21 protein-coding genes are annotated in these 23,472 nt (G+C 60.7%); 8 read left to right on the plus strand and 13 right to left on the minus strand.

What is annotated here, in order from left to right; genetic code table 11:
* Positions 1 to 8: 8 nt before the first annotated feature.
* From J5M66_RS09580 to rfaH, 11 genes are all read right to left on the minus strand, one after another.
* Positions 9 to 938, minus strand: coding sequence for a glycosyltransferase family 2 protein (locus J5M66_RS09580; protein WP_207807842.1), 930 nt, complete (start codon positions 936 to 938; stop codon positions 9 to 11).
* On the minus strand, positions 932 to 2,239 hold the full coding sequence (locus J5M66_RS09585) for an O-antigen ligase family protein (protein ID WP_110646539.1): 1,308 nt from the start codon (positions 2,237 to 2,239) through the stop codon (positions 932 to 934). The genes J5M66_RS09580 and J5M66_RS09585 overlap by 7 nt, the downstream gene beginning before the upstream one ends.
* A gap of 1 nt (position 2,240) precedes the next feature.
* Positions 2,241 to 3,347 carry a glycosyltransferase gene (locus J5M66_RS09590; RefSeq protein WP_130888100.1) on the minus strand — a complete coding sequence of 369 codons (1,107 nt, stop codon included), beginning with the start codon at positions 3,345 to 3,347 and terminating at the stop codon, positions 2,241 to 2,243.
* Positions 3,344 to 4,423, minus strand: coding sequence for a glycosyltransferase (locus tag J5M66_RS09595; RefSeq protein WP_207807841.1), 1,080 nt, complete (start codon positions 4,421 to 4,423; stop codon positions 3,344 to 3,346). Before J5M66_RS09595 ends, J5M66_RS09590 begins: the two co-directional genes overlap by 4 nt.
* Positions 4,424 to 4,434: 11 nt before the next feature.
* Entirely contained in the window at positions 4,435 to 5,142 is a 708-nt protein-coding gene (locus J5M66_RS09600) for a WecB/TagA/CpsF family glycosyltransferase (RefSeq protein WP_123442590.1), read from the minus strand.
* Positions 5,139 to 6,497 carry a UDP-glucose/GDP-mannose dehydrogenase family protein gene (locus tag J5M66_RS09605; RefSeq protein WP_207807840.1) on the minus strand — a complete coding sequence of 453 codons (1,359 nt, stop codon included), beginning with the start codon at positions 6,495 to 6,497 and terminating at the stop codon, positions 5,139 to 5,141. Before J5M66_RS09605 ends, J5M66_RS09600 begins: the two co-directional genes overlap by 4 nt.
* Before the next feature lie 46 nt (positions 6,498 to 6,543).
* Positions 6,544 to 7,935 (minus strand): undecaprenyl-phosphate glucose phosphotransferase, encoded by a 1,392-nt coding sequence (locus J5M66_RS09610; RefSeq protein ID WP_122704523.1) that lies wholly within the window; start codon positions 7,933 to 7,935, stop codon positions 6,544 to 6,546.
* A 66-nt stretch (positions 7,936 to 8,001) separates the two neighbouring features.
* Entirely contained in the window at positions 8,002 to 10,311 is a 2,310-nt protein-coding gene (locus J5M66_RS09615; protein ID WP_207807839.1) for a GNVR domain-containing protein, read from the minus strand.
* A 2-nt stretch (positions 10,312 to 10,313) separates the two neighbouring features.
* Positions 10,314 to 10,847, minus strand: a complete 534-nt coding sequence (locus tag J5M66_RS09620; protein ID WP_071172312.1) for a polysaccharide biosynthesis/export family protein — start codon at positions 10,845 to 10,847, stop codon at positions 10,314 to 10,316.
* Positions 10,848 to 10,859: 12 nt separating this feature from the next.
* Positions 10,860 to 12,020 carry an outer membrane beta-barrel protein gene (locus J5M66_RS09625; protein WP_207807838.1) on the minus strand — a complete coding sequence of 387 codons (1,161 nt, stop codon included), beginning with the start codon at positions 12,018 to 12,020 and terminating at the stop codon, positions 10,860 to 10,862.
* Between the two features lie 51 nt (positions 12,021 to 12,071).
* Positions 12,072 to 12,590 carry a transcription/translation regulatory transformer protein RfaH gene (gene rfaH / locus J5M66_RS09630; protein WP_110646548.1) on the minus strand — a complete coding sequence of 173 codons (519 nt, stop codon included), beginning with the start codon at positions 12,588 to 12,590 and terminating at the stop codon, positions 12,072 to 12,074.
* A gap of 681 nt (positions 12,591 to 13,271) precedes the next feature.
* On the opposite strand from rfaH, the gene J5M66_RS09635 reads away from it, so the two are divergent.
* Positions 13,272 to 14,246 carry an NAD-dependent epimerase gene (locus tag J5M66_RS09635; RefSeq protein ID WP_207807837.1) on the plus strand — a complete coding sequence of 325 codons (975 nt, stop codon included), beginning with the start codon at positions 13,272 to 13,274 and terminating at the stop codon, positions 14,244 to 14,246.
* Position 14,247: 1 nt separating this feature from the next.
* On the opposite strand, the gene J5M66_RS09640 is transcribed toward J5M66_RS09635, so the two are convergent.
* Both J5M66_RS09640 and J5M66_RS09645 read right to left on the minus strand, forming a co-directional pair.
* Positions 14,248 to 14,457, minus strand: coding sequence for a hypothetical protein (locus J5M66_RS09640; protein ID WP_207807836.1), 210 nt, complete (start codon positions 14,455 to 14,457; stop codon positions 14,248 to 14,250).
* A 94-nt stretch (positions 14,458 to 14,551) separates the two neighbouring features.
* A complete protein-coding gene (locus tag J5M66_RS09645) occupies positions 14,552 to 15,478 on the minus strand; it encodes an alpha/beta hydrolase (protein ID WP_207807835.1) in 927 nt (308 codons plus the stop codon).
* A 118-nt stretch (positions 15,479 to 15,596) separates the two neighbouring features.
* On the opposite strand from J5M66_RS09645, the gene J5M66_RS09650 reads away from it, so the two are divergent.
* The 7 genes from J5M66_RS09650 (at position 15,597) to J5M66_RS09680 (ending at position 23,347) form a co-directional block, all read left to right on the plus strand.
* Positions 15,597 to 16,502, plus strand: a complete 906-nt coding sequence (locus tag J5M66_RS09650; RefSeq protein ID WP_207807834.1) for a LysR family transcriptional regulator — start codon at positions 15,597 to 15,599, stop codon at positions 16,500 to 16,502.
* A 201-nt stretch (positions 16,503 to 16,703) separates the two neighbouring features.
* On the plus strand, positions 16,704 to 17,951 hold the full coding sequence (locus tag J5M66_RS09655; protein WP_207807833.1) for an ABC transporter substrate-binding protein: 1,248 nt from the start codon (positions 16,704 to 16,706) through the stop codon (positions 17,949 to 17,951).
* 77 nt (positions 17,952 to 18,028) lie between these two features.
* The gene (locus tag J5M66_RS09660; protein WP_122699312.1) at positions 18,029 to 18,904 is read left to right on the plus strand and encodes a branched-chain amino acid ABC transporter permease; all 876 of its coding nucleotides are present in this window, start codon (positions 18,029 to 18,031) and stop codon (positions 18,902 to 18,904) included.
* Positions 18,905 to 18,915: 11 nt separating this feature from the next.
* A complete protein-coding gene (locus J5M66_RS09665) occupies positions 18,916 to 20,697 on the plus strand; it encodes a branched-chain amino acid ABC transporter ATP-binding protein/permease (protein WP_201278860.1) in 1,782 nt (593 codons plus the stop codon).
* On the plus strand, positions 20,690 to 21,394 hold the full coding sequence (locus tag J5M66_RS09670; RefSeq protein ID WP_122746355.1) for an ABC transporter ATP-binding protein: 705 nt from the start codon (positions 20,690 to 20,692) through the stop codon (positions 21,392 to 21,394). The genes J5M66_RS09665 and J5M66_RS09670 overlap by 8 nt, the downstream gene beginning before the upstream one ends.
* Positions 21,395 to 21,427: 33 nt before the next feature.
* Positions 21,428 to 22,198 carry an SDR family NAD(P)-dependent oxidoreductase gene (locus J5M66_RS09675; protein ID WP_207807832.1) on the plus strand — a complete coding sequence of 257 codons (771 nt, stop codon included), beginning with the start codon at positions 21,428 to 21,430 and terminating at the stop codon, positions 22,196 to 22,198.
* 24 nt (positions 22,199 to 22,222) lie between these two features.
* Positions 22,223 to 23,347: a glycerol dehydrogenase gene (locus J5M66_RS09680; protein WP_207807831.1), complete on the plus strand. Its 1,125-nt coding sequence runs from the start codon at positions 22,223 to 22,225 to the stop codon at positions 23,345 to 23,347.
* Positions 23,348 to 23,472: the final 125 nt, after the last annotated feature.

Here is a 23,472-nt window from a genome sequence, read left to right on the forward strand (position 1 = left end):
CCCTGAATTCAGCGGCTGTTGCCCAGGTTTTTCAAGCAGGCGTAGAGGTAGCGCAGGGTCGGTTTGCCCCGGGAGAAAAACAGCGTCTGCCACGAATGCCCGAGCATCTGCCGGAACACCTCGATAACCCGTCGATGATCGCCGCGCCGGGAAAACGCATTGAGAAATTCGGCGTGGTTGGCGAGGACGAAATAGATCCGTTGCTGTTTGTTCAGCCGCGTGCCGTAACGCGCCAGGTACAGCTGGATGAAACGCAGCTTGTGCGGGTAATACTTGTGCGGTTGCGCGGTGATGTTGGCGGCGTTGACGGCGCGCCAGTGGAGGATCTGCGGCACGCTGTGGATCTCGCTGATTTCGGCGATGCGCGTCCACAGCAGGCGATCCTCGGCAAAACGCAGGCTCTGATCGAAGCCGCCAATGGCGACGATGATCTCGCGCAGGGCGAGTACGCCGGAGGTGCCGTTGATGATGTTTTCGCGCATGAAATCGGCAAAGTGCTCGCCGTGTTTGCAGCGATCTTCCAATTGACGTTTGCCATCACTGAATTCACTCATCTGAAAGCAATCGATCAAGCCGACTTTGCGCCCCTGTTGGCTCAGTTCGGCGTGCAGCGCCAGTTGCTTTTGCAGTTTTTCCGGATGCCAGCGGTCGTCGGCATCGAGGAAGGCAATGAAAGTTTCCTCGGCACTGAACACGCCGTGATTGCGCGCACTCGCCGGGCCTTGGTTGGGCTGCTGTAACAGGACGATGGGCAAGGGCGCGGCGTAGTGCTTGACGATCTCTGGCCCGGCATCGCTGGAACCGTCATCGACGACAATCACTTTGTCCGGCAGGCGGGTCTGTGCGCACACCGAGTCCAGTGTGCGTTGAATGCTGGCGGCGGCGTTGAACAGCGGAATCACCACGCACACGGTGACGGCGGAGGGATCATTCAGCACGGGCGTTGCTCCCGGAAAGTGCCGCGCATTGGCCGAGCATTCGCCGCTGGCAGCGGCTGCGGACGGGCGACGAGGTGATGGCGGAAAGTCAGGCTGAGCACGCAGAAAATCAGGAACTCGCCGGAGCGGTAGTTGGGGATCACGTAGGCGACGTAATTGGTAACGACGAACAGGCCGATGATCACCAGCGCACAGGCCTGATAGCGTGCCGACTGATCCGCCGTGATTGCGCGATAGCGCTTGCTCAGAGTCTGGGCAAACATCAGCAGCAGGGCGATCAACTGGATCAAACCGCCGTTGAGCAGGGTTTCGACGTAGCCGCTGTGGGCATTGCCGATGTAGCCCCAGCGCGTGATAAACGCATCGGCATCGGCACTGGCCCAGAACGCGCCGAAACCGTAGCCCTTGAGAAATTGCGCATCGATCAGCGGCTGCAACAGCTCCCAGATCAGCGTGCGGTCGGTCAGCGACGGGTCACGGCCAACCAGTTCCAGCAGCATCGCGTAGTTGGCGTAGAGCACGCCACACAGAAGGAAGAACACCAGCGTCGCCGCCGTGAACGCCAACAGTGAGCGGTTGATGCGCAAGCGGATCAGCGTGATGAAGTAGGCGTAACTGGCGGTGCCGGCGACGATCAGCGCAATCGCCGTGGCCGACTGCGCCAGGCCAATGGCAATTAGCGCGAACAGTCCGTAGAGCATGGCCATTGGGTTGCGCTGGCGGATCATCGGCAGCAGCAACAGGATCGCTATCGCGTTCAGGCGTGCACCGGCATTCTTTTCCGCGAACACCCCGCGAAACGCACCGTCACGAATGCCGCCGGAAATGAAGGCGATGTCCGGGCGAATCACGGCGAAGATCAAGCCGACCAACGCCGCCGCACCGATCACACAGCCGAACAGAAACGCAATGCGTTCCAGGCTGTAGCGCCAGGCAATGAAACCGGCGAAAAACACCACACTGAGCAGCGCGACGAAACGCTTGAAGCTGAGCATCGGCTCGCTCGACCAACTGATCGACGCTGCCACGCAGCCGAGAAACAGCAGCAAGAACAGGTTCTGCCGGTAGAAGCTTTTACTGAGGAAGACCTTGTGCCGGATGAAGAAAAACAGCGGCACCAGCAAGGTCAGCAAGCCGCAGACCTGATTGGCCAGATTGCCTTCCAGATCCTGCTGGGCATCATCCAGCGTGCTCACATTACCCAGGCGCAGAAAGAAGCCGATCACTTGCGTATAGAACAGCACACCGAACAGGGTGAAGGCATCGGCCAGCGTCGAGTAACGCACTTGCAGGCGGTTCATCTCAGCGCCTCCCGAGTAACGCCTTGAGGTAGGTCTGCACCGCGCGAGCATTGACAAAACGCGCGGCAGCATCAATGCGGCGCTGGCGATGCACGGCTCGCGGCGTGGCCATTTGCGCACTGATCGCGGCGGCGAGGGCGGCGGGGTCGTCGACCTCGACCAAGGGCGCGACGGCACCATCGGCGAGAATTTCCTGCGGGCCATACGGGCAGCGGGTCGCTACCACCGGCGTGCCGGTCGACAGGGCTTCGACCAGGGCGTTGGGGCTGCCTTCGAAACGTGACGACAAAACAAAGCAATCGGCCCGAGCGATTTCGGCGATGGGGTCACTGGCATACCCGGGCAGATCGCAACGCTCTGCAACGCCGAGCGCTGCCGCCTGTGCCAGCAGTTCGCCGCGCAAGGCGCCTTCGCCGAAGATGATCAGCCGCGCATCGCGTTGCGGCAGGCGGGCGAAGGCGTCGATCAGGGTGTCGAAGCCTTTTTGTTGCGCCAGGCGTCCTACAGCGACGATCACCGGAGTGGTTTTGTCCTTCAACCAGGGATGGCTCGGCGCGGCGGCAGGCTTGTCGCGAAAATCGTTGTCGAGCACCGGGTTGTCAGCGGTCGTCACATCGCGCGAACGGGTGATGGTGGTGTCGACCAGATCTTCGGCGACGCCTTGCGACACGCAGATCACCGGGTTGGGAATCAGCCGGTACAGCCACGGCGCCAGCCAGTAGGCGAGCTTGACCGACAGGGCCGGGTTGACATGCTTGTCCCGCGAAAAGGCATTGCGCTCGCTGACATGCAGCCGCGCCAGCGTCCCGGACAGCGCGGCGGCGGCAATCGCCACGACGTTGACATGAGTGAGCACCGCCAGTTGCGCGTCGTAGCGATTGCTGCGCAAAAAGCGCATCAGCGCGGGCACGGCAGCGGCGCTGCGCGGGCTGTCGAGCAGCACTTGCCTCACCCGTGGGTCGAGCGCCGGTTGATTGATGCCGGCACCGGTGAGCATCAGCAGCGTGACTTCATTGCCGGCCTCAACCAAGGCGCCGGCGAGGCGCACCATCATTTTCTCCGCGCCACCGGCGCCGAGGTCCTGGAGGATGATCAGCAGCTTTTTCATCGGTTCCACACCTGGTAATAGGCCTGGGCGGCGTACTGGCTGGTATAGGGCAGGATCGCTTCGCTGACTGAATGTCGTGCTGGAGCTGCCGCTTCGCGGTTGGCCAGACTGTCGAGCATTGCCTCGGCCAGGGCCGGCACATCATTGACACCGACCAAACGCCCGAGGCGTCCATCATCGAGCAACTCGCGCGGCCCGCTGCCACAATCGGTGGAGATCACCGGAGTGCCCAGCGCCAGCGCCTCGACCAGCACCGTCGGCAAGCCTTCGTGCAAAGAGCTGAGCACCAACAGCTGCGCATGACGGATCAGCGGATAGGGATTGCGCAGATGGCCGGTGAAATGCACCAGACGTTCGATGCCCAGCCGTTGTGCCTGCGCTTCAAGCTGAGCGCGCAACGGGCCGTCGCCGGCAATCACCAGATACGGCAGCGGGCGTTGTTGCGCCGCCAGCGCGTAGGCTTCGAGCAGCAGATCAAAGCCCTTGGTTTCCACCAGTCGGCCGATCCCCAGCCAGTAATGATGGGGCACGCCACCGGACAGCGGCGCTTGTGCCGCACGCATCAGTTGTTCGCTGATCACTGCGTTCGGGCAATAACGAATGCGCGGTCGCCCCCACGGCATCAACCCGGCAAGCGACTGGCGCAGACCGTGGGACACCGCGACCACCTTGCCGCTGCCGCACAGGTACAGCGCGTACAACAGCCGCAGGCTGGCGCGCCCGGTGTTCTGCTCGGCGCAATCCAGCGCGGCGTGGCGGGTGTAAATGACTTTGCAGGGACTGCCCAGGGTGGCGAACCAGGTGCAGAGATTGGCCTGCTCCTTGGCGCCAATCAGGTGCGTCACGCTTTCGCGGCGAATCAGCCGGCGCAGCAGCACGATCGATTTCAGCCAGCCCGCGAGCCCACTGCCGCCACCGGCCATGCTCGGCGCGCCGTCGACGTTGGGCGAGTCGCCGTTCATGACGAAAAAACTCACCCGCCGACCGTCCGCCAGAAACTGCTCGGCGAGGCGTTGCTGCACGCACTCGACGCCGCCGCCAGTCTGGTAATCCTTGAGCGTGAACAGAATATGCATCGGCACAATCCTCATGGGGCAGTGACATTGATTGCCACTTGCTGGCGCAGAATCAGTTCGGTCAGGCGCAGGGCATTGCTCGGGTAGTCGAGCAGGTAACGCTTGATCGTGTGCGGCTCGCGGTACATGCGGTAAAAGGCGCGCAGGTGCAGGCGATTGATCGCGTCGGGGTAGTAACGCTCGCTGGCATTGGCCTCCTGACGAATGAAACCGCCGCAGGTGAACGCCACGCCGCTGAAACCACCGCGCAGTGCTTCGAGGATAAAGCGCTCCTGCAGACCGGCGCCGAGGCCGACCAGCAGCAGATTGGTCCGCTGCCGGCGGATGTCAGCTTGAATTGCCGCACCTTGTTCGGCGTCGAAGTAACCGTTGCGCGCGCCGACCAATTGCAGGCGCGGGTATTGCGTGCCGAGCTTGTCAACGAAACGATCAAGCTCCGCTTGCCGCGCACCGACCACGTAGACGCGTTTGCCGCGCTGCTCGGACTCGCGCAACACCGGATCGGCAATCGAGGTGAAATCGAAACTGACCCGCTGCACCGCGCGCCCGGTGATGCGCGACATGAACCCGGACATCAGCATGCCGTCGCAGAAATACGCCAGCGAAGGCGGCGGCTGGCGGATGAAACTGCCGATCGAGGCGAAGTTGAGAAAGGAGAAGGCCCGGTTGGAGTCCAGCAGGGCTGGCGAATAACGGTCGAGCAATTCCAGGCGGATCATGACGCGAGATCCTGTGCTTCGGCGGCGCAGGTCGGGCGACCAACGCTGATGTAGGTGAAGCCGCGTGCGCTGAGGCGTTGCGGATCGAACAGATTGCGGCCATCGAAGATCAGCGGATTTTTCAACTGGCGGGCGAGCAGTTCGAAGTCCGGCGCGCGAAACGATTGCCACTCGGTGACGATCACCAGCGCGTCGGCATTTTTCAGCGCCGCCTCTTTGGTCCCCGCCAACGTGAGGTCATCACGCGGGCCGTAAAGCTGCTGCGCCTGCTCCATGGCTTTAGGGTCGAATGCCTGCACATTGGCGCCGGCTCGCCACAACGCCTCCATCAGCACGCGGCTGGGGGCTTCGCGCATGTCGTCAGTGTTGGGCTTGAAGCTCAGGCCCCACAGCGCGAAGGTTTTGCCTTCCAGCTCTCCGTTGAAGTGCTCGGCGATCTTGTGGAACAACGTGCTTTTCTGCTCGTTGTTGCGCGACTCCACCGCGCGGAGCAGGCGCGCATCGATGTCGACGCCGTGGGCGGCATGGATCAACGCCCGCACATCCTTGGGGAAACACGAGCCGCCATAACCGATGCCGGGGTAGATGAACTGGTAGCCGATGCGCGGATCCGAGCCGATGCCGTGGCGGACCATTTCGATGTCGGCGCCAAGCTTTTCCGCGAGCCCGGCCATTTCGTTCATGAAACTGATCTTGGTCGCGAGCATGCAGTTGGCCGCGTACTTGGTCAGCTCGGCGCTGCGCACATCCATGACGATGATTTTTTCGCGGTTGCGATTGAACGGTTCGTACAACTCGCGCATCAGCGCTTCGGCGCGCGGGCTGTCGGTGCCGATGATGATCCGGTCGGGGCGCATGCAGTCGTCGACCGCGCAACCTTCCTTGAGAAATTCCGGATTGGAAACCACATCGAAGGTCAGTGCACCACGGCCACTTTCGCCGAGGATGGCGCTGATGCATTCGCGCACCCGGTCCGCTGTGCCCACCGGCACCGTGGATTTGTCGACGATGATCTGCTCGCCGCGCAGGTGCTCGCCGATGGTGCGGGCGACGCTGAGCACATGTTTGAGATCCGCCGAGCCGTCCTCGTCCGGCGGCGTGCCGACGGCGATCAGCAACACATCGCCATGCTTTACGGCGGCGGCCAGATCGCTGCCGAATTGCAGGCGACCGCTGTGATGATTGTCCCGCACCAGGCTTTTCAGACCCGGCTCGTAGATGGGCAGGCTGCCGTCATTCAAGGCCTGCACCTTGGCCGCGTCAACATCCACACACAGCACGTTGTGGCCGACCTCGGCCAGCGCGGCGCCCTGGACCAGTCCGACATAACCGATACCGAATACACTCACATTCATGGGAAAACCTCATGCGTGGCGGGGTGGGCCAGAGCGCTGGCCGCTGTCAGTAAATGTTTTTCGAGAACAGGGTGAAGGGCGTCTTCAGCAGGATCTTGATGTCCAGCCACAGCGACCATTGATTGATGTAATTGAGGTCTTGGGCGACCCGGCGCTGCATCTTTTCCACGGTTTCGGTTTCGCCGCGATGCCCGGTGATCTGTGCCAGCCCGGTGATGCCAGGCTTGAGCCGATGCCGCGCCATGTAGGCGCGCACCTTGCCGGTGTAATAGATGTTGTGGGTGACCGCGTGGGGGCGCGGGCCGACCAGCGCCATGTGGCCGAACAGCACGTTGAATAGCTGCGGCAGCTCATCGATGGAGCTGCGCCGCAGAAAGCGTCCCAGCGGTGTGACGCGGTCGTCGTCGCGGGTGGCCTGACGTACTTGCTGATCGTCGTGCACGCGCATTGAGCGGAATTTCCACACGCGGATCACTTCGCCGTCGCAGCCATGGCGGTTCTGCTTGAACAGCACCGGTCCCGGCGAGGTCAGCTTGACCGCGATGGCTACTCCGAGCAGCAGCGGGCTGAGCAGAATCAGCGCCACCGCAGCGACGCTGCGTTCGAACAGGTCCTTGCAGAACAGGCTGCCGGGGTGCGAAGTGAGCAGGCTTTCGTTGAGATAGATCGCCGGCATGCGCTCGATCTCGGAGATCGAATGATTGAGCAGGACCATGCTGCCCAGATCCGGAATCCACACCACGTCGACGTTCATGTCGAGCAGGTTGATGTACAGCGCTTCGATGGTCGCTGCCTCGGCCATCGGCAGCACGATGTACACGCGCCGCGCCTGCAACCGCGTAATGATTTCGCGGATGTCCTCGACCTCACCGAGCAGCGGCAGAATGCTCGGCGCCGGGCCGCTGTCGGCTTTCGCCGCGACAAAACCGAGCAGCAGCGCACGATCCGGGTCGAGCAGTTTGCGCGCCAGTTCATGGGCGGTCGGGCAGGTGCCGATGATCACCGCGCGCCGCTCGTTGCAGATCATCTTGGTGTACATGCGCACGAACAGGTGCAGGGGCAGAAACGTCGCCGCCTGGGCGAGAAAACCCACCACGGCCCAGACAATCACCACCTGCCGCGAGAACAACGCGCTGGTCTGGGTGACAAAGGCGATGCTCATCAGCAGCCCGAGCAGAATCAGCCAGCCGGCGAGCAAACGCCCGAGCCCGACCAGCAGACCATGGCGCTTGTGGTAGACCTGCACCAGGCCGTAGACCGGCATCGAGCCAAGCACCGTGAGAATGATCAGCAGCCGATATTCACTGGGCAACTCGCCGATGCGCCAGTGCACCAGCACGATCAGCAACAGGTTGACCAGGGTCATTGCGCACAGCCATTGCACCCAGAAGGTGAGGCCGCGACGGTGTGCCATTTGCGCGGAATATTGCGAGGTCATCGGCGCGATCTCCGATTCGTCGAACAGGGAAGGATTTGCTGTTGCCGGGCGGCACGGCCCGAAGGATCAGCGCGGGGCGAAGTCGTAGTCGTAGAAGGAACGGGAATGGCCATGGCCGTACTTGCGCGCCTTGCGCAGATCGACCTGATTGAGCACCACGCCGAACACCGGCGCCTGGCTCTGCTGCAACACGGCAATGCTCTTGCGCACTTGGCCGACCGGCGTGCTCTGCGCCTTGACCACGTAGATCACCGCATCGGAATGCTGGGCCAGCAACAGCGCGTCACTGACAATTTCTGCCGGCGGCGAATCGATGATGATGTGCCGGTAGCGCGACTTGAGAATCTGCAACAGCCGGCCGAGGCGTGGAGAGCTGAGCAAATCCTGCGCCGGCGCCACGGCATTGCTCGAACTGCTCGAGGCTTTCAAACGCGGTGCCTCGAACGGGTCCAGCGCCGATGGCGACAGGCAGCCGGCCGGGAGCATGTCGAGATTGCCGACGCTGCGGATGCAGTCTTCCAGCCGCGCGCTGCCAGCCATGAGGTTGGAGAGGCCGGGGCTCTGCGGCGGGAAATCGAAGTTCAGCGACAGCGTCGGCTGCCGCATGTCGGCATCGATCAGCAGCACCCGTTCCAGCGGCGCCAGCGACGAAGCGAGATTGTTGGCGATGGTGCTCTTGCCTTCGCCGGACACCGAAGACGTGACCAGCACCACCTGCGCCGGCCGTTCGTTGTTTTGCAGCATCAGCCAGGTGCGCAGGTTACGGATGGTTTCGCAGAACCGCGGGTGGTCGTTGTCCTCGAACAGCCGCGCCAGCTGCCGCCGGCTCTTTTTCATCACCAGCGGCACGACGCTGAGCAGCGGCACATTGAGCAGGCTCTCGACGGTGTCGTCGGTCTTGAAGGTGTTGCTCAGGGTATCGAAGAGGAAGGCGAGGGCGACGCCGACGACCGCCGCGACCAGCGCAACAATTGCGAGAATCAGGTTCTTGCGCGGTTTGCTCGCTTCCAGCGGTGCGATCGCCGGGTCGACGATGCGCGCCTTGGCCGAATCCATGTCCGAGGTGGCAGCGGTTTCCTTGAGTCGGGTGACGAAGGTTTCGTACAGCGCTCGGGTGCTGTCGACTTCACGCTGGAACTCGCGCAACTGGAATTCCTTGCGCGAAATGTCCTGAATCTGCGCCTTGTTGCTGTTGAAGGATTTGCGCAGCGCGTCTTCGCTGGCCACTGCCAGCTGATACTGGCGCTCGATACCGGCAACCACTTGCTGCACTTGCAGGCGCAGGCTGTTGGCCGCCGTACGCTGTTCGGAACGGGCGGAGATCAGCGCCGGGTGCTTCGGCCCGTAGCGGCCCGACAACTCTTCGACTTTGGCCTGGGCCTTGGCCAGATCAGCCTGGAACTGCTGAATCAGCGGATTGCTCAGCACTGCCGGCACGCTGGACAAACGGCTGATATCGCCGTTGCTCAAGGCTTGCGCCTGACGGAACTGGCTCTCCGCTTCAGCACGGTCGCGGCGCGCATCGATCATGCGGTTGCCGGTCATCTGCAGCTCGTTGGCACTGATGGTGGCGACACCGTCGACATCGACCAGACCCTGTTCCTCGCGGTAGGCCTGCAACTTGTTTTCGGCGACGCGCAGGTTGTCGCGCAACTCGACCAGGCGGGTGTTCATCCAACTGGTGTTGTTTTGCGAGGACTTGAGGCTGGTGTCCTGCTGGCTGTCGATAAAACCTTGGGCGAGGGCGTTGGCCACCGCCGCAGCGAGTGCCGGGTCGGGCAGTTCGACGTCGATTTCCAGCAACTGGCTCTTGCCGACGAATTTGACGCTGGTGTGCAGCATCAGGTTTTGCGTGACGTCGTTGAACACCTGTTCTTCGGTCGCCGGCGGCTTCGGCGGCGGCAACAGGTCCAGCCATGGCAGCCACTGGTCACGATTGAGGTCCGCCAGCCATTGGCGCGGGGTGAACCAACTCTGCGCCTGCTGGCGTGGATCGGTGATCGGGTTGGTAGTCAGGCCAAGTTTGCGCACGGCGCGCTCGGCCAACTCCCGCGATTGCAGCAGGGCTTGCTGGGTCTGCAAGTAATCAGTGGTGGTGGCACCGCCGGATTCGGCGGCTTGCTGAAAACTCAACACCGGCGGCGTCTTGTCCTTGATCAGCAGTGTCGCACTGCCGACGTACTGCGGCGTGATGAACGACAGCGCCGCTACGGCCAGCGCGCAACTGAGCAGCACCAGCCAGGCGATGTTCCACTTCGCCGACCAGATCACCCGCCACAGGTGCAGCAGATCAAGGGTGTCCGACTCGTCGGCGGCTTGCGTTGGCAAGTGGCCCTGGAGCGGACGTTCGAGGTAGGTGCTTGGGCTGTTGTCCATGATCAGAAAAAGCCTTGTGCAATGGAAATGGTGTCGCCGGGGGCGATGACGGTGGTGCGCGAGATGTTCTCGGTGACCGGTGGGCCGCCACTGCCGCGCAAAATCGTCACGCGTTTCATTGAGGCGCGTTCGGTCAGGCCGCCACCCAGGGCGATGGCTTTTTCCAGAGTGAGCCCGGGCTGGAAGGGATAACTGCCGGGCTTCTGCACCTCGCCGTTGATGTAGAACGGGCGGTATTCGATCTGGCTGAGGCTGACTTTCGGATCGACCAGATAGCCTTGCCTCAGGCCATCGACGATCTTCTGTTCGACCTGATTGGGCGTCAGGCCCTTGGCGACGATTTCGCCGAGAAACGGGTAGGAGAAGGTGCCGGCATCGTTGAGGCGGATCTTCTTGAAGCTCAGTTCCGGCTCGCCGAACACGATGATGCGCAAGACATCGCCAGCGGCCAGGCGGTAATTGGTGTCGGTGTCCGCCGCCTCGACCGTGGGCACTGTCCAGAGCAGCAACAACAATAAAATCAGGCGCGTATGCATGGCCCAACCCTCCTACAGACTGACGTCGAACGTGATCTGGAAAACATTGCGGGTGAAGCTTTCGTTGTCGGCATCGGAGTCGTTATCGCGGTGGCGGTAGGCGACTTCGACGTCCAGCCAGCGGCGCATTGCGTAATTCACGCCGAGTTTGTAGTCCTGCAAATCGTCGCTACGGTCCTGGCCTTCGTAGACGTAATGGCCCATGCCGACTTCGGCAACGCTGGTGATGCGTTCGGTCCAGCCGTGACGCCAACCGATCTGGGTGAAGGTGGCTTTCACCGCGTCGGAGCCATCGTCGCCTTCGGCCATGGCCTGGCGGGCGAGAAAGGTGAAAGTCGAGTAGGTGCGCGGTTTCCACGCCAGATCCACTTGCCAGGTCGGGTTGCTCAGGTCGTCGGAACCACTCTGGTCGAAATTCTTGCGCTCGTAACCGACGCGCAATTTGCCTGTGGTTTTCGCCGTCATGTCCCACTCGGCACCGGCCAGCACTGCGTCGGAGCGGCTGCTGCGCGGGCTGTTCGATTGCAGGTAGTCGAAGCGGATGTGGTCGTATTCGAGCAAGCCACGGGTTTTGCTGCCGAGGCGGTGATACCAGGTGCTGGTCAGATTGCTGGTGTTGCGCTCCTTGTCATCGTTGATGCCATCGGAGTTGTCGTAGCGCAGCTGTGCGTAGCTGGCGCCGAGGTCGATCTGGTTCAGCGCACTGCGCGCGCCAAAGGTGTAGACGCCGCCGACGCGCTGACTCTCGATCTTGTCGTTGATGCCGTCGACGGCGGTCGAGGTGGTGCGCTCGTATTTACGCGCCTCGGCTTCGAGTTTCAGACGATGCCGATCAGTGAACTCCATGATGCTGTCGGCGCGCAGGCGCTGGGCGGTGTTCGAAGCGTCTGAGGCGCTGTGATAGATGTAGCGGGTCGGTTCCCAGATCACCCGCGTGGCGCTGTTGCGGTCCTCCGCCTTGAGCTCGAAGGCCGGCGCCAGACGGGTGACCATGGTCGATTCGACATCGTGTTCGACTTCGCGAAAGTTGTCGTCGTAGCTTTCCGACAAGGCAAAGGTCGGGGTGAAATCGAAGCCGTAGACATTGATCGCTTGCGGCTCAACGCACCAGGCAGCTTCGGGGGCACAGCAGGCGACGACTAAAACCAGGGAACAGCGAGGCTTCAGAGCCATGGATCACGCTCCTGATTAAGGGGGTCGGGGTCAGGGCGAAGCGGATCCGGACTATTGTCGCTGGCGTTCGAGGTAACTCAGCGGGACGCTGACGTGCTGTTGGCGGTTGAGAAAATTGAGCAGCATCATCACGCGCTCGTCGCCCTGCATGGACAGGAACACGCCTTCAAGCGGGGACAGTGGGCCCTGGACGATTTGCAGAGGTTCGCCGGGCTTGAGTGTCGGTTCGGCAGGAAAACCGAGCGACTCCTGGCTGCGTTCGCGCAGTTGCGCAATCACGTCTTCGTCGACCCGGGCGGGCACATGGTTGAATTCGACGATGCGGCTGACACCGCGGGTCGAGCGAATCGGTGCCCAGTTATCGTCTCGGCTCAGTTCAATGAACACGTAGCCGGGGAACAGCGATTCCAGTGTTCGTTGGCGTTTGCCACGAATACTTCGCTCGCTCATCAGCTGCGGCCGAAAGGTCGAATAGTTCTGTTGCTGCAGATTGAGTTGTGCCCGTTCATCCTGGCGGGGCTTGCACTGCAATAAATACCAGTTAGAACCGTTGCGGCAAACCGTTAGCATGCTGGAGTACTCCATACATAGCGATCGTGTAAGCAGGGCGGCCGATAACGTGGGACTAGCCGTCATGCTGCTAGTAGGTAGTAGGCTGATCAAGGCAAAGTGCCGAGCCAGATGCATCAATGTTTATTGGCAGAAGAAGTGTTTCAAAAATGAATCAACTTGATTGGGTTGTTGTTATATCCATGGCCGTCTTGGCTATAACGAGTCCGCGCTTTTGTTTGAGCAAAGCTACCGCACGGTTCGCAGTTGCGACCTTCAGGATCCAATTACATAAATAGCCGGAGAGCAGAAAAGTGCGCGTCGGCGCGAGCTCGTCGGGCAGTGATTAGTTATCGGCCAGTCTTTGCAAGCTGTCAATTGCTAACAGTCAAAAACATTACCTTTCATCCGCTGATGATGGCCATCTCACGTAGGTTATTGATTGGTAAAGGTGAAATTTATTCGTCGGGTTTTTTAAACTTTTCGAAGTTGTTGAAGTCGCGGAGGTTAGATGGTGCGCGTGATAGCAAATTATTTTCAATCTTACATGTTTCGGTTCGTAAGAAGTTTTGATTTTAGATGCCTCGCGTCGGATGCTGCTGGCCCGAGTAACTAAGGTCGTCTATGAATAGTTACGGTCGTTCGCGGGTAAATGTTCGTGCTGCATATTTCTTGAAGTCAAACCGGTGAGCCGAGGCAATCATGAGTGTTCTGGTAACGGGTGCCGCAGGTTTTATCGGTTATCACACGGTCATGCGTTTATGTCGCGAAGGGCTAGAGGTTGTGGGTATCGACAATCTCAATCCTTATTACGACGTCAAACTCAAACAGGCGCGTTTGCAGAGATTGCAGACGCTGGTCAATTTTACGTTCCAGCGGCTGGACATTGTCGATCAGAGCGCTTTGACCGCGTTGTTCGAACACGGCCACTACAAACAGGTCATTCACCTCGCTGCGCAGGCCGGAGTGCGCTACTCGCTGGACAATCCTGATGCCTATGCGCAGTCGAATCTGGTCGGGTTCCTCAACGTTCTGGAAGCGTGCCGTCGTCACCCTCCAGAGCACTTGATCTATGCATCGAGCAGTTCGGTGTATGGCGCCAATACCAAGATGCCGTTTGCAGAAGACGATCCGGTCGATCAACCGGTTTCGTTGTACGCCGCGAGCAAACGCGCCAATGAACTGATCGCGCACAGTTACTGCCATCTCTACGGCTTGCAGGCCACCGGCCTGCGCTTCTTTACCGTGTACGGCCCGTGGGGGCGACCGGACATGGCGCTGTTCAAATTCACCGAAGCGATGCTCAACGGGCGCGCCATCGACCTCTACAACCAAGGCGAAATGGCGCGCGACTTCACCCTTATCGACGACATCGTCGAAGCGATTTTCCGACTGCTCGACAAACCGCCCGCAATCAGCGCCGAGCGCGGCATCAACCGGTTATTCAATATTGGCCGCGGCAGTCCGGTAGCGCTGATGAGCTTCGTCGAATGCCTGGAGCAGGCACTGGGCATCAAAGCCCAGCGCCATTATCTGCCGATGCAGGAGGGCGACGTGCTGAAGACCTGGGCCGACGTATCGGCGCTGGCACGCTGCATCGACTTCAGCCCGCAGGTGCCGATCGAGCAGGGCGTGCAAGCGTTCGTGCAGTGGTATCGCGAGTTTTACCAGGTCTGATTCAGTGCAGGGTGACGGCCCTGCGACTTTCCCCGATGCGGATCCGGTCGAGGGCGCGGTTCAACGCATCCAGTGCATCGAGCAGCGCCTTGGCCTCGGCCTCACGCCCGTCGCCCCACAGGCGTTCGGCCATTTTGTTCAAGGCCTGAATGGCGCGTTCGATGTCGGCTGCGCTGGCGGTGTTCTCAGGGGCTGGTGGTTTTTTCGGCATTCAGGGTTCCTCGGCGGTCGGCAAACCACCATACCGCCAAGGCGCCGAGCTATACAGCGACAAGTGTCCCCGATCAGCAGCGGACGCAGTTTGGTCAGCGATTAGCCTCAGTCAATCCCGCCTCGATAAACCGCACCGAACTCTCCAGCGCCTGCTGCCCCTCGGCCAGCATGCCCGCGTAGAAATGCCAGGCGTGAAACATGCCGGGCCACACTTCAAGATTGACCCGGACGCGGTTTTCCGCCAGGTGATTGGCCAGACGCATGGCGTCACTGAGCATCAGTTCGTTTTCGCCGATCTGCACCAGAATCGGTGGCAGTCCGGTGACGTCGGCGAACACCGGCGACGCCAGCGGATGGTTGGCCAAGGTGTCGCCGAGAAAGGCTCGCGCGAGGATGTCCAGCACTGGCTTGGAGTTTAGCGGGTCAAGGCCTTCACGATTGCTCATGGAGGCGCCGGTGTGTTCAAGGTTGGCCCAAGGCGAGATTGACGAGCCCACCGCAGGCAAGGGCAAGCCTTTGGATTTTGCCGCGACCATCACGCTGACCACCATCGCGCCACCCGCCGACTCGCCTGCGAAGGCAATCTTGCTGGCGGCGATGTTCTGCTCAAGCAACCACTCATAGGCGCGCAAAGTGTCATCGATGGGGGCGGGGAACTGATGCTCGGGTGCGAGGCGGTAATCCGGCATGTACACCCGCGCGCCAAGCATTTTTGCGTAGTTGCCGCCGATGCCGTGGTAGCCGTCAGGTCGACCGACGATGTAGGCACCGCCGTGGATGTACATCAGCACCGCATCGGTCTTGAGCTCATCCGGAGTCACCAGCGTAGCGGGCACGCCGCCCATGTCGACTGCTTCAAACCCCACGCCAGCAGGCGGCTGATTCTGCCCGAGCATTTTTGCGTAGGCATCGCGGATGTCGCTCATCTTAGTGGTGGTATCGATACCCTTCAGCACGGGCACCAGATCGCTGAGGCTGTTGGCCCAGGTTTGTACAGCTGCTTTTACTTCAATGTTCATATGACCTCGATCAGACGTTAGTGATGGCTTAACTAATCGAGATGGTATGCTCATGATTGGGGAATAGGGTTCCCCATAACCGGTGCCAAGCCGCTTGAATGCCAAACCCGGAGGCCTCATGGAACTGCATAACCTGAACGACATCGCCGCCTTCGTCGCCTCGGTGGATACTGGAAGTTTTACGGCGGCGGCCAGGCAACTCGGGCTGACCCGCTCGGCCGTCGGTAAATCGATCGTGCGGCTCGAATCGCGTCTGCAGGTCCGTCTGCTCAACCGCACCACCCGCAGCCTGAGCCTGACCGACGATGGTCGGGTGCTGTATGAGCGATGTGTGGGCATCTTGCAGGATCTGGACGAGGTCGAAGAGGCTTTGGCGTTCCGCCGTTCGACGCCCAGCGGCCGCTTGCGCATGAGCCTGCCGGTAGCACTGGGCCGGCTGCACGTTGTGCAGCACATCGAGCGCTGTCTGAGAGACTGGCCGTCGCTCGCCATCGACGCGACGTTTTCCGATCGGCTGGTCGACCTGATCGACGAGGGTTTCGATCTGGCGATTCGCATCGGTCCGCCCAAGGAAGACTCCGGGCTACTCACACGCACGGTGGCTTACCAGCAAATGATCACCTGTGCCTCGCCCGATTATCTGAATGAACATCCGGCACCGCAGACACCCGAAGATCTCGCCGGGCATGCGTGCCTGCACTTCGTCAGCGGCGGCCGATTGCTGGCGTGGAATTTTCGCGTCAATGGTCAGCCTGTGCCGGTCATTCATGCCGGACGGCTGCAAATGGACAGCGCCGAAGCCTTGCATCAGGCGACTGCGGCCGGCCTCGGTATCGCGACATTGCCATCCTATGTGGTCAACGATGACCTGCGCAGTGGCAAGCTCGTGCAGTTGCTCGCTGAGTACGCCGAGGCTGCCGAGCCGATCCGGGTGATTTACCCGAGCAAGCGACACCTGTCGCCGAAGATTCGCCTGTTCATCGACAGGCTGGTGGAAGCGTGGTCACCGGCGCCTTGGGACTGATCAGCCCCCATAGGAGCTGTGCCGCAAATTCACAGCAGGTGTGCTTTTTCAGCTATATCCAGCCAATCTTGGCGAGCCGTACTCTTGCAAACAGTGGCGCAGAAACTTGCGTGTCATCGCCACTGTAATCCGACGATGTCTGTGCTCGGCACGGATCATTTGAAGGAACAATAAAAACAATATCTGCGGGAGATGAATCCAATGAGACTCGCTCAAGAGGAAGCCGTGGCCGTGGCGGCTACCGCGAAAAGCTGGCTGAAAGCTGCCGGCATCCTGCTTTGCCTGTCCACCCCGGTCGCCGCGCTCGCGGACATCAGGATCGGTGCGCTTTATCCCCTGAGTGGATCCCTGGCGTTGCTGGGCGACGAGAGCTTCCGTGGCCTCGAACTGGCCGTCGCCGAACGAAATGCTTCGGGCGGTTTGAAGGGCGAGCCGATCAAATTGCTCAAGGCCGACGCAGTCGATGCGGGACAAGCGGTCGGTGCCGCGCGCCGGCTAACCTCTGTTGAGAACGTCACTGCTGTATTTGGCAGCTATTCCTCGGCGCTGTCATTTGCGGCCACGCAGGTGACGGAGATGGCGGGGGTGCCATTTTTCGAATTGGGTGCGGTGTCCGACCACATCACTGAGCGTGATCTGAGCTACGTGATGCGCATCAACCCGACCGCCAGGAATTTTGCCGAGGGCACCATCACCGCCATCACGGACATTGTCAGCCCGTCGCTCAAGGTCGATCCGAAACAATTGAAAGTCGCGATCATCCACGAGGATGCGCTGTACGGTACGACCATCGCCGGGTTTCAGAAAAAAATCGCTCAGGAGCAAGGTCTGAATGTGGTCGAGGTACTGCCGTATTCGGCCAAAGCCGTCGATCTCTCATCGCTGATCCTGCGTTTGAAAGGCGCCCAGGCGGATGTGGTATTGCAGACCAGTTATCAGAACGACACGACGCTGTTTTTCCGCCAGATCCGCGAAGCCGGTTTCAGGCCCAAAGCCGTTATCGGTGCCGGCGGCGGCTATTCCATGCAGGACACGGTCAAGGTCGTCGGCGCAGCCAATATGGAAGGCGTGCTCGATGTCGATTTCCCACAGTTCCAGACCAATGAAAACGGCGCTCCCGGTATCGGGGCGTTCGCCAAGGCATACAAGGATCGCTACGGCAGCGAACCGCGCTCGGGCCACAGCCTGATCAACTATGTCGGGGCGAAGATATTCCTCGATGCCATGGAAAACAGTACTTCGCTGGACGCCGATGCGATCCGTGCCTCGGTGGCAACCATCGATATTCCTCTCGGCGGTACGGCTGCCGGCATCGGTGCCAGGTTTGGCAAGAACGGCCAGAACCAGCGCGCCAATACGGCAATCATGCAGTGGCAGAACGGACTGCTGAAAACCGTTTACCCCCAGGCAGCCGCCGTTGCCCAAGCGCGTTTTTCCGACCAACCCTGATACCTGAACCCCGCAATCTGCTGAAGCTTGATCATTGAGCTTCACGGGTTCGTTCGCTCGCAAAGAGGGCGCCAACCGTGGAAATTTTCATCCAGCTCCTGTTGAACGGCTTATTGCTCGGTGGCACGTTGGCCATCATCAGCATCGGCCTGACTTTGATTTTCGGCATCGTGCGTGTGGTCAACTTCGCCCATGGCGAGTTTCTGATGATCGGCCTGTATGCCGTGTACTTGCTGAATTCGCACTTCGGCATCCACCCGTATATAGCGATCATTCCTGCGACGATCCTGTTGTTTGCCGCTGGTGCGGTGATGCAGCGTTTCATCATTCAGCCGTTGCTTGGCGCTGAGGGACATATCCAGATTTTCGCCACCGTGGGCATCTCGATTGCTCTGATGAACGGCGCGTTGCTGATCTTCGGTGCCGACGTCATGACGGTGAAGAACATCAGCGTCGGTACCACAACCGTCAGCTTTGGCGCCTTTCGCGTCAGCAGCGGTCAGTTGATCACTTTTGTCGCGTCGCTCGCACTGGTCGCGGGGCTGCACTGGTTTTTGCAGAACACCTTTCTCGGCCGGGCCGTCCGCGCTACTGCACAGCATCGCAACGCGGCGCAACTGATGGGCGTCAACGTCAAGAACATCTATGTGTTTGCCTTCGGCCTGGGTTGCGCCTGCCTGGGCGTCGCCTCGGGACTGATCGCTCCGCAATATCCGGTCTTTCCAACCGTTGGCACTTTCTTCGTGCTGACGGCGTTTGTGATTGTGGTGCTGGGCGGTCTGGGCAGCCTGTCCGGCGCACTGATCGGTTCAATGCTGATCGGCATCGTCGACAGTCTCGCCGGTTACTACATCGCGCCAGACCTCAAGGAGGTCGTCTATTTCACGATTTTCCTGGGAATCCTGGTGTTTCGTCCGACAGGTCTTTTCGGCGCCGGTCGCGGGTCTGAGTGAGGAAAATGGTCATGAATATTTTGCACCCGCGTGTCTATGTCAGTGCACTGGCCCTGGCGCTGTTACTGATCATTCCATTGAGCGTTGGCTCGCCGTTCGTTTATCACCTGTTCATCCTCATATGCAGTTATGCGGCACTGGCCAGTGCCTGGAACATCGTCGGCGGGTTTGCCGGCCAGCTGTCGTTGGGGCATGCCGTGTTCTATGGGGTGGGCGCTTACACGACGACGCTGTTGATGATGAAACTGGGCATCAGTCCATGGATCGGCATGTTCGCTGGCGCAATCCTGTCGTCGATTGTCGCGGTGCTGATCAGTTGGCCATGCTTCAGATTGCGCGGGCCGTTTTTTGCCTTGGCGACCATTGCGGTGCTGGAGGTCGTGCGTCTGGTGGCGATCAATCAGCATGACGTGACCGGTGGTGCGGCAGGGCTGGGCGTACCGCTGAAGCTCGGTTTCGAGTGGATGTTGTTCCGCCCGCGCTGGCCATACCTGCTGATTGCCTTCGCCTTTCTGCTCATCACATTGGCAGTGTCGTGGAAGATCAAGAATTCCCGACTGGGTTATTACCTGATCGCCGTGCGTGAACGTGAAGACGCCGCCCATGCGGTGGGCGTGAACTCGGTCAAGGTCAAGCTGATCGCCGTGGTGTTGTCCGCATTTATCACCAGCCTGGTCGGCAGCTTTCACGCGATGTACCTGACCTTCATCGAACCCGGCTCGATGTTTTCTCTGGAGATGTCGATTCAGATCGCCATGTTCGCGTTGATTGGTGGACTGGGCACGGTATCGGGACCGCTGATCGGCACTTTGCTGGTGCTGCCGCTGGCTGAACTGGCACGCGGCTGGCTGGGCGATCTGGGCAGCGGTGTGCACGGTCTGGTCTATGGCATCGTGCTGGTCGCGGTGGTGCTGACTATTCCGCAAGGCGTGGTGGGGCGTTTTGGGGCTCGGATATTTGCCTGGATCGACTCATTGCCCGGCGGCCGTCGTTCGATGGCAAATGCAGAAGCACCGATCGGGCCGTCCTTGGCGCGAGCTCACTCGGCCACGCACGGTGAGCCGGTTCTGGTCGCAGAAAACCTGCACAAGTTCTTTGGCGGACTGCACGCCACCAACGATGTTTCGCTGAGCTTGGCCGAAGGCGAAATCGTGGGTGTGATCGGCCCGAACGGCGCCGGCAAAACCACGGTGTTCAACCAGCTCTCCGGGTTTCTTCTGCCGTCCAAAGGCCTAGTGAAAGTGCGCTTGCTCAATGGCGACTGGGTCACCCCGAGCAGCCCGGCCGAGTTCGCCAGGGCAGGCATTGGCCGGACCTTTCAGATCGTGCAGCCATTCGCTGATTTGAGTGTCTGCGAAAACATCATGCTCGGTGCATTCATGCACACCGCCGACGCGAAGGAGGCGAGGGCGATCGCCGAGCAAGTCGCCGAGCTGACCGAACTCACCGCGCTGCTCGACACCCGGGCGCGCAACTTGACGGTCGGCGGCATGAAGCGCCTGGAAATGGCCCGCGCCCTGGCGACGCGCCCGCGCATCCTGCTGCTCGACGAGGTCATGGCCGGCCTCAACCCGACGGATGTTGCCAAGGCCATCGCAGTCATTCGCCGGGTGCGTGATTCGGGTGTCAGCGTGTTGATGATCGAGCACTTGATGCAAGCCACCATGAGCCTTTCTGACCGCATCGTCGTGATCAGTTCCGGCACGCTGCTGATGCAGGGCGCGCCTCATGATGTGATCAACGATCCTCAGGTGATCGAAGCCTACCTCGGCAAGGAGTACAGCCATGCTTAAACTCGACAACGTCCACAGCGGCTATGGCGGTACGGAGATCCTTCGTGGCGTGTCCATCGAGGTCAATGCCGGTGAGGTGGTGACTATCGTCGGCGCCAACGGCGCCGGCAAAACCACGACCCTGCGCAGCTTGTGCGGCATCGTCACACCGTCCCAAGGCACGATCGAATTCGAAGGCCAGCGCATCGATGGCAATCGCCCCGATCAGATTGTCGACGCGGGCCTGACACTGATACCGGAGGGGCGCCAGTTGTTTCCCTTCATCAGCGTGCGCGACAACCTCTTGATGGGCGCTTACAAACGCAGTGCACGAGCGGGCTACAGGCAGCGTCTGGACAATATTCTCGATCTGTTTCCGAGGGTGCGCGAACGCCTTGATCAGAACGCCGGGACACTGTCGGGCGGCGAACAACAAATGGTTGCCATCGCCCGGGGCCTGATGGCCGAGCCGAAATTGTTGATGTTTGATGAGCCGTCGCTGGGCCTGTCACCGCTGCTGGTGTCGCAGGTCTTCGAGATCATCGACAGGATTCTCCAACTGGGCACCACCGTGTTGATCGTCGAGCAGAACATCGTTCATACGCTGCGCATTGCTCATCGCGGTTACGTGCTGGAGAACGGCGAGGTGGTGCTCAGCGGCACCGGCCAGGAACTGCTGGAAAACCCGCACGTCAAGCGTGCTTATCTGGGGCTCTGACCCAATCCATTCATCTGCAAGCGAGAGAAGGTCATGACTCATTCCAGACACGCCGGGCGCACCGTATTGGTCACCGGCGCCGGGGGCGGCATCGGTGCGGCGATCGCGCGGTTGTATTGCGAAGAAGGTGCAGCCGTGGCGCTGCTCGATGCTGATGCCGACAAGGTGCAACAGCAGGGCGTGGCGTTGCGTAATGCGGGTTTTGCGGTCGCGTGGGCGCAGGCTGATGTCGCGAATTTTCAAGACTGCGCTGCTGCCTGCGAGCGCTTGCAAGGTGAGCTCGGCCACATCGATACGCTGATCAACAACGCCGGCATTTCGCCCAAACACCACGGCGCACCCGCGCCGATCTGGACCATGGCGCCGGATGAGTGGCTGCGGGTGGTCGATATCAACCTCAATGGCTCCTTCAACCTGGTGCGAGTGCTCGCGCCCGGCATGGTCGAGCGCCGGTTCGGGCGCATCGTCAATATGTCTTCGGTGGCGGGCAGCGCGTTCTTGCCGATTGTCGCAGCGCACTACAGTGCGACCAAAGCCGCAATCATCGGCTTTACCCGCCACCTGGCCGGCGAACTCGGGCCGTTCGGTGTCACCGCCAATGCGCTGGCACCGGGACGAATCGAAACGCCATTGCTCAAGACCGTATCGGCCCAGGCCAATCAAACCGTGGTCGACGAGACACCGCTGCGCAGGCTGGGCACACCGCTTGAGGTGGCGAGGGCGGCGTGTTTTCTCACGTCAAGTGAAAGCGACTTCATTACCGGCCAGGTGATTGATGTCGCGGGCGGCTGGTTGATGCGCTGATGACTTCTTGCGAGGACGTTTGTCATGGTTAAAACGATGGGATTTCCCGGGCGCTACGAGCAGGGTCCGAATGCATTGCAACAATTGGGCAGAGTGCTGAACGACATGGGCCGATCACGGCCGCTGGTGCTTTGCGATGAGTTTGTCGCCCGGCATCTATGGCCGCAGGTTGGCGCCGCGTTGCAGGACCAGGGATTGGAACCGTTGCACATCGAGTTTCCCGGCGAGTGCACGCGCGCTGCCATTGCGCAGTTATCCGAGCAGGCATTGCTGCACGCCCCCGACACGATCATTGCGCTGGGCGGTGGCAAGACCATCGATACGGCGAAGGGGCTGGCGGCCAATCTCGACGTACCGATCATTGTCTGCCCCACGATCGCTTCAAGTGACGCGCCAACGAGTCGGCTGATCGTGCTTTATGACGAAGAGCACAAAGTGGTGGGCGTGGAGTTCCTGAAGATGAATCCCGCTGCGGTGATTGTCGATACAGAGGTCATCGTTCAGGCGCCGGCACGGTTCTTCGCGGCCGGGATCGGCGATGCCATCAGCAAGAAATTCGAAGCCCGACAGTGCTACGCCGCCGGCGGCCACAACTCTTTCGGCACACCGCCTCTGCACACGGCGTTGATGCTCACCAACCTGGTTTTCGACACGCTGATGCAGTGCGGCGTCCCGGCTTATCAGGCGGTGTGTCGTCATGAACTCACCGATGATGTCGAGCGGGTCATCGAAGGCACCGTGCTGATTAGCGGTGTCGGTTTCGAGAGCGGTGGTTTGTCACTGTCCCATGCCCTGGTTCGGGGGCTGACCGCGATACCGGCGATGGCGTCGATGCTGCACGGCGAACTGGTGGCGTTCGGCACACTGGTGCAGATGGCGGTGGAGGCGCGACCGGTCGACGAGATTGAACAGGTCGCGCGTCTGCTGCACGCGGTGAAGCTGCCCGTGACGTTCGCTGAGCTGGGTCAGCGCACGCCGTTGACGACAGCGCAGATCACTATTCTGGTGGACGCGACCTTATCGGCGGCATACGCCAGAAACATGCAGCCGCCCTTGACCTACCAGCGCCTGGTAGAAGGATTGGCGGCGGCTGACAGCCTGGGTGCGCGGTTGATCAGAGGCTGCGCGAAGCCGCCCGCGACGCTGTGATCCTGTGTCACAACAGGTATGACCAAGTAGCTGTTTTCTCCCGTACAGCGACGCCATAACCTTTCCCTCAAGCGAAATCCTGGCGCAATCAAGTGCTGTGAGTTCGTCAAGAAAACCTAGAGGCC

The organism is Pseudomonas sp. 67(2021), assembly GCF_017491835.1.
GTDB lineage: Bacteria > Pseudomonadota > Gammaproteobacteria > Pseudomonadales > Pseudomonadaceae > Aquipseudomonas > Aquipseudomonas atacamensis.

Bases quoted from the DNA above. Each gene is read 5' to 3' on its own strand.
- J5M66_RS09655 (WP_207807833.1), top strand. From the start codon at position 16,704: ATGAGACTCGCTCAAGAGGAAGCCGTGGCCGTGGCGGCTACCGCGAAA.
- J5M66_RS09595 (WP_207807841.1), bottom strand. From the start codon at position 4,423: ATGCATATTCTGTTCACGCTCAAGGATTACCAGACTGGCGGCGGCGTC.
- J5M66_RS09590 (WP_130888100.1), bottom strand. From the start codon at position 3,347: ATGAAAAAGCTGCTGATCATCCTCCAGGACCTCGGCGCCGGTGGCGCG.
- J5M66_RS09625 (WP_207807838.1), bottom strand. From the start codon at position 12,020: ATGGCTCTGAAGCCTCGCTGTTCCCTGGTTTTAGTCGTCGCCTGCTGT.
- J5M66_RS09680 (WP_207807831.1), top strand. From the start codon at position 22,223: ATGGTTAAAACGATGGGATTTCCCGGGCGCTACGAGCAGGGTCCGAAT.
- J5M66_RS09585 (WP_110646539.1), bottom strand. From the start codon at position 2,239: ATGAACCGCCTGCAAGTGCGTTACTCGACGCTGGCCGATGCCTTCACC.
- J5M66_RS09615 (WP_207807839.1), bottom strand. From the start codon at position 10,311: ATGGACAACAGCCCAAGCACCTACCTCGAACGTCCGCTCCAGGGCCAC.
- J5M66_RS09620 (WP_071172312.1), bottom strand. From the start codon at position 10,847: ATGCATACGCGCCTGATTTTATTGTTGTTGCTGCTCTGGACAGTGCCC.
- J5M66_RS09635 (WP_207807837.1), top strand. From the start codon at position 13,272: ATGAGTGTTCTGGTAACGGGTGCCGCAGGTTTTATCGGTTATCACACG.
- J5M66_RS09675 (WP_207807832.1), top strand. From the start codon at position 21,428: ATGACTCATTCCAGACACGCCGGGCGCACCGTATTGGTCACCGGCGCC.
- J5M66_RS09645 (WP_207807835.1), bottom strand. From the start codon at position 15,478: ATGAACATTGAAGTAAAAGCAGCTGTACAAACCTGGGCCAACAGCCTC.
- J5M66_RS09665 (WP_201278860.1), top strand. From the start codon at position 18,916: ATGAATATTTTGCACCCGCGTGTCTATGTCAGTGCACTGGCCCTGGCG.
- rfaH (WP_110646548.1), bottom strand. From the start codon at position 12,590: ATGCTAACGGTTTGCCGCAACGGTTCTAACTGGTATTTATTGCAGTGC.
- J5M66_RS09650 (WP_207807834.1), top strand. From the start codon at position 15,597: ATGGAACTGCATAACCTGAACGACATCGCCGCCTTCGTCGCCTCGGTG.
- J5M66_RS09600 (WP_123442590.1), bottom strand. From the start codon at position 5,142: ATGATCCGCCTGGAATTGCTCGACCGTTATTCGCCAGCCCTGCTGGAC.
- J5M66_RS09605 (WP_207807840.1), bottom strand. From the start codon at position 6,497: ATGAATGTGAGTGTATTCGGTATCGGTTATGTCGGACTGGTCCAGGGC.
- J5M66_RS09640 (WP_207807836.1), bottom strand. From the start codon at position 14,457: ATGCCGAAAAAACCACCAGCCCCTGAGAACACCGCCAGCGCAGCCGAC.
- J5M66_RS09610 (WP_122704523.1), bottom strand. From the start codon at position 7,935: ATGACCTCGCAATATTCCGCGCAAATGGCACACCGTCGCGGCCTCACC.
- J5M66_RS09670 (WP_122746355.1), top strand. From the start codon at position 20,690: ATGCTTAAACTCGACAACGTCCACAGCGGCTATGGCGGTACGGAGATC.